The sequence below is a fragment of the Cellvibrio sp. genome, from assembly GCF_053579595.1.
Genome location: NZ_JBRFPI010000054.1, coordinates 1 through 5,304, shown reverse-complemented (window position 1 = coordinate 5,304; position 5,304 = coordinate 1). Strand labels below are relative to the sequence as shown.

At 44.1% G+C, this 5,304-nt stretch carries 6 protein-coding genes; all 6 read left to right on the top strand.

Annotated elements, in window-relative coordinates:
• Window positions 1-980, top strand: a 980-nt coding sequence (locus ACWA6V_RS05375) for a hypothetical protein (RefSeq protein WP_449521520.1), incomplete at its 5' end; no start/stop codon positions are given.
• 14 nt (window positions 981-994) lie between these two features.
• A complete protein-coding gene (locus ACWA6V_RS05370) occupies window positions 995-1,411 on the top strand; it encodes a GtrA family protein (protein ID WP_449521519.1) in 417 nt (138 codons plus the stop codon).
• The gene (locus ACWA6V_RS05365; protein WP_449521518.1) at window positions 1,398-2,327 is read left to right on the top strand and encodes a glycosyltransferase family 2 protein; all 930 of its coding nucleotides are present in this window, start codon (window positions 1,398-1,400) and stop codon (window positions 2,325-2,327) included. Before ACWA6V_RS05370 ends, ACWA6V_RS05365 begins: the two co-directional genes overlap by 14 nt.
• A gap of 56 nt (window positions 2,328-2,383) precedes the next feature.
• Window positions 2,384-3,370, top strand: coding sequence for an FAD-binding oxidoreductase (locus ACWA6V_RS05360; protein WP_449521517.1), 987 nt, complete (start codon window positions 2,384-2,386; stop codon window positions 3,368-3,370).
• A 24-nt stretch (window positions 3,371-3,394) separates the two neighbouring features.
• Window positions 3,395-4,168, top strand: a complete 774-nt coding sequence (gene rfbF / locus ACWA6V_RS05355; RefSeq protein ID WP_310073929.1) for a glucose-1-phosphate cytidylyltransferase — start codon at window positions 3,395-3,397, stop codon at window positions 4,166-4,168.
• Window positions 4,169-4,170: 2 nt separating this feature from the next.
• Window positions 4,171-5,226, top strand: coding sequence for a CDP-glucose 4,6-dehydratase (gene rfbG / locus ACWA6V_RS05350; protein WP_449521516.1), 1,056 nt, complete (start codon window positions 4,171-4,173; stop codon window positions 5,224-5,226).
• Window positions 5,227-5,304 lie beyond the last annotated feature (78 nt).

The window sequence follows — 5,304 nt, the reverse complement described above, 5'->3', positions numbered from 1 at the left end:
AATCTCAGCCTGGCTTATTTATGCGTTTGTGCAAGTCATTTAAAAATGACAGTGTACTTTGGGTAATTGGGGCACTTTTTGCATTTTGGCCGGTGGCGATTATCCACTCTGTACGGATTGGTAACGACCCACTACTTTACTTCCTGTTCACCGCAAGCCTCTACTATGTTATCCGCTGGTACCGGCACGACCAAAAGCGCGATTTAATGATCGCAAGTCTGGTGGGGGCCGCAGCTATTTTGACCAAAGCCAACGGTGAAATTTTGGTGGCTGTACTCGGAGTTATTGGCCTTTATAAGATGATATCCACCAAACAGTGGGCGACTTATTTTAAAATGGCCATTGCCCCCTGCTTCATCATGTTACTCGCTGTTGCAATCACCGTTGGTCCAGGGTTAATTTTGAAAATGCAGGGAAAGCGCGACAAGTTGTACATCGACAATATCGATGGCCTCTCGCAAGCCAACCTGGTGGGCAATACCGCAGCAAATTATTTCTGGTTTGATGCGAAGATTTTCATTACTGAACCTTTCACTGACCCCTACGATGATCGCATGGGGCGTCAGTTTTTCTGGAATTATCTGGGTAAAACCGGATTATTTGGCGAGTTTAAATATCCCGCGCTGTTAAATGTGAATACAGCAGTTATCTGCAGCTTTCTCGCGGTTTTGATGTTTATTTATCTGTTGTTCGGCCTCTATCGTATGGCCAAAGAAGACTTCAAGCGGATGGCGCCAGTGCTGCTGTCGGGATTTTTCCTCTGGGCTGGCGTGACCTATATGCGCATGACATTTCCAGCAAATATCGATTTTAGATACATAGTGCCAATTATCCTCACCTTTTGTGCACTCTATGGCGTCAGTATTTTGCGCTTTCAACAACAGGGTTCCATCCGCTTGGCCAATATAGGGTTGACGATGTCAGCTTTATTTTCACTCTCAGCGCTGATATTTATTTGGGGAATTTACCTTAACAGTTAATATAGGCGCCCTTGGTGGGAGGCCTTTCGATTACGCTCGGAGTATTCAGCGTGTTAGCAGTACAATTTATCAGGTTTTTAGTCGTGGGGGTTGTAAATACCCTGTTTGGCTATTCCATATATGCCCTGCTCATTTACTTGGGCCTGAGCTATATCTACGCCCTATTGTTCGCCACCATCCTGGGAGTACTGTTTAACTTTCACACAATTGGCAGATTGGTATTTCAATCAAGAGACAAACGTCTGATTGGCAAATTTTTTGCTGTTTATGCAATAACCTTTTGCCTAAACCTGCTATTTATCAATTTGATGATCAAGTTCGAACTCAGTGCTTATCTTGCCGGTGCATTCGCACTGGTTCCCACAACAATCCTTTCATTTTTGCTTAATAAATTTTTTGTGTTTAAAGGAAAACAACATGAAACTCATTAGTGTGGTTACCCCCTGTTACAATGAAGAAGACAATGTACAGGAGTGCGTGAAGCTCATTCAAGGCGTGTTCGCACACTATGATAATTACACTTACGAACATATTTTTATCGATAATGCTTCTACGGATAAGACACTGGATATTTTGCGTGATATCGCCAGTACCGATAAACATGTCAAAGTCATCGCCAACAGCAGAAATTTTGGCCATATTCGCTCTCCCTATCACGGTCTTCTGCAAGCCCACGGCGATGCCGTGATTTTGTTTGTTGCCGACTTGCAGGACCCTGCGAGTTTGATACCCGAGTTCATTAAAAAATGGGAGGAAGGGTTTCAAACCGTTGTCGGTACCAAACGATCAAGCGAAGAATCATCAGTGATGTTTTCCATTCGTAAACTCTATTACAAAACAGTAAACCGACTTTCCAATATTGACCTAATCGATAATTTCACGGGATTTGGCCTGTACGATAAAGAAGTGATTGATCACCTGCGCAGCATTAATGACCCCTACCCTTACTTCCGTGGATTGATTGCCGAAATAGGCTTGCGCATTCATCAAATTCCTTACGATCAACCTGTTCGTGTTCGCGGCATAACCAAAAATAATTTCTTCACCTTGTACGATATTGGCATGCTGGGAATAATTTCTCATTCTCAAGTACCATTGCGAATTGCGACCATGGCAGGATTTCTACTCTCTTTTATCAGTATTTTTATTGCAGCCATCTATTTCTTATTGAAACTGATTTTTTGGAATTCATTTAGTTTGGGCATGGCACCTGTGGTAATAGGTATTTTCTTTTTTGCCTCGGTTCAATTATTTTTTGTAGGTGTCTTGGGTGAATACCTTGGATCTATTCATATCTATAGTAAAAGAAGACCTTTGGTGATTGAAAAGGAGCGGATTAATTTTTAGTCCTGATCAATAAGCTTGTGTAGTATTAGTATCAGATATACTTGGGAATTAAGACAATGGCAGTAGTTACTCTCTCTAACCACAAACAATTTTCAGCAACTGCCGAAATAAGTTTGCTTGATGCTGCAAAAAATCAAGGGTTAGTGCTTGAACATAGTTGTCGCACCGGCCGCTGTGGCGCGTGCAAGGCACAAGTGATAAAGGGCGAAACACAAATTTTAAAAGCTGAGGAAAGCCTCGACGATAGCGAGATTAATGCCAGCTTTATTTTAACCTGCTGCCGCACTGCAGTGAATGATATCGAATTGGATATAGAAGACCTGGGGCTGCTTGCCAGTATAAAAACCCAAACACTACCCTGCAAAATTGATCAACTCAATTTGCTCGCACCCGATGTCATACAAATATTTCTGCGCCTGCCACCAACCAATCAGTTCAATTATTTACCAGGCCAATATATTGATGTGATTGCCAAGAGCGGTGTGCGACGCAGTTACTCTATCGCCAACGCCTTGCGTAGCGACAGTAAACTGGAATTACACGTACGTGCGGTAACCAATGGCCAGATGAGTCAATACTGGTTTAACGAAGCTAAAACCAATGATTTATTGCGTTTGGAGGGCCCTCATGGCACATTTTGTTTTCATCCTAAAGCAGAAAAAAGTATCATCTTTCTAGCCACTGGAACGGGTATAGCACCCATTAAAAGCATTCTGGAAGAATTCTCCAACAACGCTGAATTGGTGCAGGAAAAAAATATATATGTTTATTGGGGCGGTAGACATCTGGCAGACCTTTATTGGCAACCCGACTTTACCAACCTTGATATTATTTTTCGCCCAACCCTCAGCCGCGCACAAAGCGATTGGGAAGGTAGGCGGGGTTATGTGCAAGACGCCGTCATTACCGATGATATAGAACTAAATGATTCCGTTGTTTATGCCTGTGGCTCCGACACTATGATCCACGCCGCAAAAAGACTGCTCGTCGCCCAAGGGCTAAAAGCCAACAATTTTTATTCTGACGCTTTCGTCAGTTCATAAGTACATATTAAGGGGAGAGGATTAATGAAAGCCGTTATTCTGGCTGGTGGCTTAGGCACCCGATTAAGTGAAGAGACCGTCACCCGCCCAAAACCTATGGTAGAAATAGGTGGCAAACCTATTCTCTGGCACATTATGAAAATGTACTCAGCACACGGTATTAATGATTTTATTATTTGCTGCGGCTACAAGGGTTATGTCATAAAAGAATATTTCGCCAATTATTTTCTGCACATGTCAGATATTACGTTTGATATGAGCGAAAACAAAATGCACGTTCATCACCAACGGGCTGAACCCTGGAAAATCACCTTGATCGATACCGGTGACAACTCCATGACCGGTGGTCGATTGAAAAGAGTCTACGATCACATCAAAGATGAATCTGCATTTTGTTTTACTTATGGCGACGGTGTTAGCGACATCAATATATCCAAAACCATTGATTTCCATTTAACCCATGGCAAACTCGCCACCCTTTCCGCGACTTTTCCTCCAGGTCGCTTCGGTGCATTGGATATAGAAAATAATTGTGTAAAAAGCTTTAAAGAAAAGCCCAAAGGCGACGGAGCTATGATCAATGGCGGGTTTTTTGTATTGTCCCCCAAAGTGGTTGGTCTGATCGAAAACGATCAGACCATATGGGAACAACATCCGTTAATGAAATTAGCTGAAGACGGTGAATTAATGGCTTATAAACACGAAGGTTTTTGGCAGCCAATGGATACTCTGCGGGATAAGACTTACCTTGAAGAATTGTGGGCAAGCGGTAAAGCGCCCTGGAAAAATTGGGAGTAATTGTGAAAGCTCAGGTTGATGCAGACTTTTGGCAAGGTAAGCGCGTATTTTTAACAGGACATACAGGCTTTAAAGGTAGTTGGCTCAGCTTATGGCTCGCGCACATGGGGGCGGTTGTTAAAGGTTATGCACTTGCACCACCGACGACACCCGCGCTCTTTGAAGTTGCAGAAGTTGCAAAGGTAATGGAATCCGATATAGGTGATATCCGCGACCTAGATCGCCTCACCAGAAGCATGACGGAATTTAATCCGGATATTGTTATTCACATGGCGGCGCAAGCACTGGTGCGTTTGTCTTATAGCGAGCCATTGGCCACCTATTCCACCAATGTAATGGGTACCTTGCATGTATTGGAAGCTGCGCGCCTGTGTCCATCATTGCGTGCGATTGTGAATGTCACTACCGATAAGTGTTATGAAAATCGCGAGTGGGAATGGGGCTATCGCGAACACGAAGCGATGGGTGGTCACGACCCCTATAGCAATAGTAAAGGCTGCGCTGAATTAATTACGTCAGCTTATCGCAATTCTTTTTTTAATAAACCTGACAGTCCTGCGCTAGGTTCTGCGCGTGCGGGGAATGTTATTGGCGGTGGTGATTGGGCCACAGATCGCTTGATTCCCGATATCCTGCGCGCATTTGAAAAAGCAGAACCGGTAGTGATTCGCAATCCACAGGCAACGCGCCCATGGCAACACGTACTGGAGCCCCTGAGTGGTTATCTGGTGTTGGCACAAGCCCTCTGTCAACAAGGGCAGCAACATGCAGAGGGTTGGAATTTCGGCCCACGGGATGAAGACGTTGAACCGGTTGAGTGGATTCTCGACCAAATGGTACGCAGTTGGGGCAATGGTGCCAGCTGGCAATTGGATGCGGGCGACCACCCTCATGAAGCAAAATATCTCAAACTGGATATTTCCAAAGCTCGCACCCATTTACATTGGTCACCCAGCTGGCGCCTGCACCAAACACTCGACAAAATTATTGCCTGGCAGCGCGCATGGCTTGCTAATCAAGACATGCATACCTACAGCATTAACGAGATCAAACAATAGATGGCCGCTATGCGTGCCGATTAATTTTTATCGGTTTAAATATTGAAAAGGCAACACAATGACTCCTGAAATTCTTCG